At 74.7% G+C, this 3,619-nt stretch carries 4 protein-coding genes and 1 pseudogene; 3 read left to right on the forward strand and 2 right to left on the reverse strand.

What is annotated here, in order from left to right; genetic code table 11:
- Positions 1-1,013, forward strand: a pseudogene (locus ACFXA3_RS38535) (hypothetical protein); the annotation flags it as partial.
- On the forward strand, positions 916-1,443 hold the full coding sequence (locus ACFXA3_RS38540; protein ID WP_385195354.1) for a rhodanese-like domain-containing protein: 528 nt from the start codon (positions 916-918) through the stop codon (positions 1,441-1,443). The pseudogene ACFXA3_RS38535 and the gene ACFXA3_RS38540, both read left to right, overlap by 98 nt.
- Positions 1,444-1,449: 6 nt before the next feature.
- On the opposite strand, the gene ACFXA3_RS38545 is transcribed toward ACFXA3_RS38540, so the two are convergent.
- Positions 1,450-2,433: a helix-turn-helix transcriptional regulator gene (locus tag ACFXA3_RS38545; RefSeq protein ID WP_327284146.1), complete on the reverse strand. Its 984-nt coding sequence runs from the start codon at positions 2,431-2,433 to the stop codon at positions 1,450-1,452.
- Between the two features lie 324 nt (positions 2,434-2,757).
- On the opposite strand from ACFXA3_RS38545, the gene ACFXA3_RS38550 reads away from it, so the two are divergent.
- Positions 2,758-2,919 carry a hypothetical protein gene (locus ACFXA3_RS38550; protein WP_385195357.1) on the forward strand — a complete coding sequence of 54 codons (162 nt, stop codon included), beginning with the start codon at positions 2,758-2,760 and terminating at the stop codon, positions 2,917-2,919.
- Between the two features lie 141 nt (positions 2,920-3,060).
- On the opposite strand, the gene ACFXA3_RS38555 is transcribed toward ACFXA3_RS38550, so the two are convergent.
- On the reverse strand, positions 3,061-3,474 hold the full coding sequence (locus ACFXA3_RS38555) for a rodlin (RefSeq protein ID WP_385195360.1): 414 nt from the start codon (positions 3,472-3,474) through the stop codon (positions 3,061-3,063).
- Positions 3,475-3,619: the final 145 nt, after the last annotated feature.

The raw sequence follows: 3,619 nt of genomic DNA on the forward strand, positions 1-3,619 counted from the left end.
CCGCCCCCGGGACCGGCATCGCCGTGGCGGCCGTGCTGGCCGCCTGGTGCCTGCTGGTCGCCGCCGCGGGCGGTACGGCCGACTCAGGGCCCGTGGCCTTCGTCCGGGGCCGGCTCGGTCCGGGACCGACCCGGGCGGTCACCGCGCTCTACTTCGGCGGCTTCGCCACCGGGCAGGCGGCGGTGGCCCTGGGCGCGGCGCAGTTCGCCGCCGGCGCCCTCGGCTCCCTCGCCTCCGCCGGCGTCCGCGGGGCCGGCGCGGCCGCCGGCGACTCGGGCTGGCGCTCGTACGCGGTGGCCGCCGCCGTCCTGGGCACCGCCGCCGCCTACGCCCGGTGCGCCCCGCGCCCGCCGTCCCCCGCGGGGCAGCGGCTGCGGCTGGCCGCCGTACTGGCCCTGGCCGTCGCCTGGCGGGCCCTGGGCGGGCCGCTGCCCGGAGCCGGGACCGGCGGCTGGAGCGCGCCGCTGCCGGCCGTGCCCCTGCTGTTCGGCTGGGTCGGGCTCGAAGGGGCGGTGCCCGCCCTGCCGCGGCGGCGGGCGCTCGGCGGGACGCTGCTGGGCATCGCGCTGGCGGCCGCGCTGTACGCCGTACTGCTGGCCCCGCAGCCCCCCGCGCCGGCTGCGCACCCGGTCGCGGCGGCCGCCCTCGGGCTCGGCTCGGCCGCGGTCTGCTGGACGTACGTGCGCACCAACCTCCGGGCCACGGCCGCCCGCTGGACCGAGCTCACCGGCGGGACCCGGCGCGGCGGCCTCCTCGGCGCGGCCCTCATCGCCCTCGGGGCCCTCGCCCTCGGCCGGGCCGCCCACGGGGGCCTGTCCGTCCTGCTCCTCGGCCCCGGTGCAGCCACCGCGGCCCTGTACACCGTCATCGCCGTGGCGGCCCTGCGCCGCCCCCGTCCCAAGGAGAGCACCGACCATGACCACCACGACGGCCCCGGCCACGACCGCGACCGACACCGAGACCGCTCGGACCGCGCCCTCGTCCTCGAAGGTGCTGCGCGTCCCGCCCGCTGACCCGGCGACCGCCGCGGCCCACTTCCACCGCCGCTTCACCTTCGAGGCCGACGTCGCCGACGTGCACGCGGACGTGGAGTCCGGCGCCGGGGGCTTCGTCCTCGTCGACAGCCGCAGCGCCGAGGCCTGGGAGCAGGGCCACGTCCCCGGCGCCGTCCACCTGCCCACGGACGAGATCCCGGCCCGCGCCGCCGCACTCGTACCGGCGGGCAGCGTGGTCGTCACGTACTGCTGGGGCCCCGGCTGCAACGGCGCCACCCGGGCCGCGTACGCCTTCGCCAGCGCCGGGTACCGGGTCAAGGAGATGCTCGGCGGCTTCGAGTACTGGTCCCGGGAGGGCTTCCCGGTGGAGGACTCGTCCGGCACCCGCCGCTCGGCGCCGGACCCGCTGACGGCCCCCGTCGCGGCGGGCGCCGCCTGCGGCTGCTGAACCGCGTCAGAGCAGGCCTTCCTCCACGGCGCGCTGCCCGAGCTGGAAGCGGCTCTGCGCGTCCAGCTTCTCCATCAGCTCCGAGATGAGCCGCCGCTCGCTGCGCAGGGAGATCCCCAGCCGGCGTGCGGCGGCCTCGTCGGTGTAGCCCTGGGCCAGCAGGCGCAGCAGCTCGCGCGGCTGCGAGCCGGGGTCCTCCAGGCTGCGCCGGGGCGGCTCGCCGAACGGGGTGGCCGTCTCCCACACCGAGTCGAACAGGGCGCAGAAGGCGGTGACGGCGCCCGGCTCGCGCAGCAGCACCGCGCCCTGTGCGCTGTCCGCCGGGTCGATCGGCATCAGCGCGAACTCCCGGTCGGTGATGACCATGCGCATCGGCAGCGAGGGAACCGTCCGCACCTCGCCGCCCCGCTCGGTCAGCCAGCGGGCGTGCTCCAGGCTGCCCGGGTCGTTGCGGATGGCGTCCTGGTAGATGGTGCGGATCTTCACGCCGCGCGCGATGAGGTCCTCGGTCAGCGGCTCGCTGGCCTTGAACTGCGCGGCGGGCACCGGGCCGCCGGGGTGGAAACTGATCGACTCGCGGCGGGTCCGGGCGGACAGCTCGCTCAGCTTGGCCCGGACCGCCTCGACGCCGAGGAACCGCTCGGCCTCGTGCGCGGGCTGGGCAGGATGCAGTTCTGCGTACTGGGACAGCAGCGCGCTCGCGGCGGCCTGGCTCTCGGCGAGGGCCCGGTGCCGCTGGGCGATCTCCGCCTGCTGGTGGGCGAGCAGCGAATCGAGCGCGGCCTTCGGGTTCACCGCCCGCAGCCGTCCGTCGGTCCGCCAGGACGGTGCGAGGAGGGAGAGCCGGGTCAGCTCCTCCAGGTCCGCGCGTACGTCGTCCTCGGACCGCGCGAGTTCCGCGGCGACATCGGCGACGGCGAGATCCGGCCGTCTCAGGATGAGGCGGTAGAGCGCGTCGGAGCGCTCCGTCAGCCCAAGCGAAACCAACAAAAGGAGCCCCCCAGCTCGCGGTTCGGAGCGGCAACACAGCTGGACCGACAACGCTGGCGGCATGCGGCCCTCCGAGGGCCGATCTTGCACCCTGGATTGTCCATAGCAGCCGTCGTCTGCACAAACACCGTCCATCACGCGGACAGCCGGGAGGGCCAACTCGCCCTGGAAACCGGCCCGCTGGCACGGTTATGTCAGAGCTGTTTGTGCCAGCGGAAACCGGCGACACGGCCCTGCGGTGCTCGGCACGATGGCGGCACGCCGGAACGAGAGATCCGGCCATCCGCCCCCGTCCCCACCGGCTCGATAAGAGGCATCCCCACCATGCGTCGCAAGCTCATCACCCTCATCACCGTCACCGCCGCCGCTCTGATCGCCGTGATCGGCACGAGCACCGCCGGCCAGGCCCAGGAGCTCGCCGCAGGTCCGAAGGACCCGGGCTGGTCGGCGGTCACCCCCACCCCCCAGGACCCGGGCTGGTCGTAGACGCCGAAGCGGGGCCCCCCCCCGGGGCGGGGCGGGGGGCGCCTCGAGTTGTAATAAATTGTTGTTTGGTCCTCCCCCCACCGGGGGGGCGCCGCCCCCGGCGGCGCCGTCCCGGCCCCCCTGCCGGTCGTCCGGGAGTGGTCAGCTGCCGGCGGAGACGTTGCCGGAGAGGACCGGGATGTTGCTGAGGATGTGCGAGGCCGAGTCGTCGCCCTTGGCCTGGGTGGAGTTCTCGGTGCACTGCTGGTTCATCGGGTTGTGCAGGACGTTGATGTCCTGGACGCCGACGTTGGCGATGACCGCCAGCAGCGACTGGGCGTTGACCTTCGCCGGCAGGCCGACGCAGAGCTTGTTGAGCGAGCCCTGGACCAGGCTGAGCTGCGGGCTCATCGCGCCCTCGGTCTCCTGGTTGCCGTAGATCTGCGAGGCGTCGTTGCCGTTGACCGTGTTGATGCCGTTGTCGTTGCCGATCGCCATCGCCGGGGCGGCTACCGCGGCGCCGAAGCCCAGCACGGAGGCGGTGACCGCAGTGGTGGCCATGAACTTCTTCAGCATGAGGTGGTTCCTTCTGTCGCACTGTTGCTTGGGATGGCTGCCCCCGGCGGGACGAGCTGATCAACTGCCAACGGCGCGCTTGGTTATTGCGTGTCACCCGAGTGGCCCAGTGCACCGGCCGAGACGAGGGGGTACGCGAAGGGGG

The sequence above is a fragment of the Streptomyces sp. NPDC059456 genome (genome assembly GCF_042750055.1).
Taxonomy (GTDB): Bacteria; Actinomycetota; Actinomycetes; order Streptomycetales; family Streptomycetaceae; genus Streptomyces.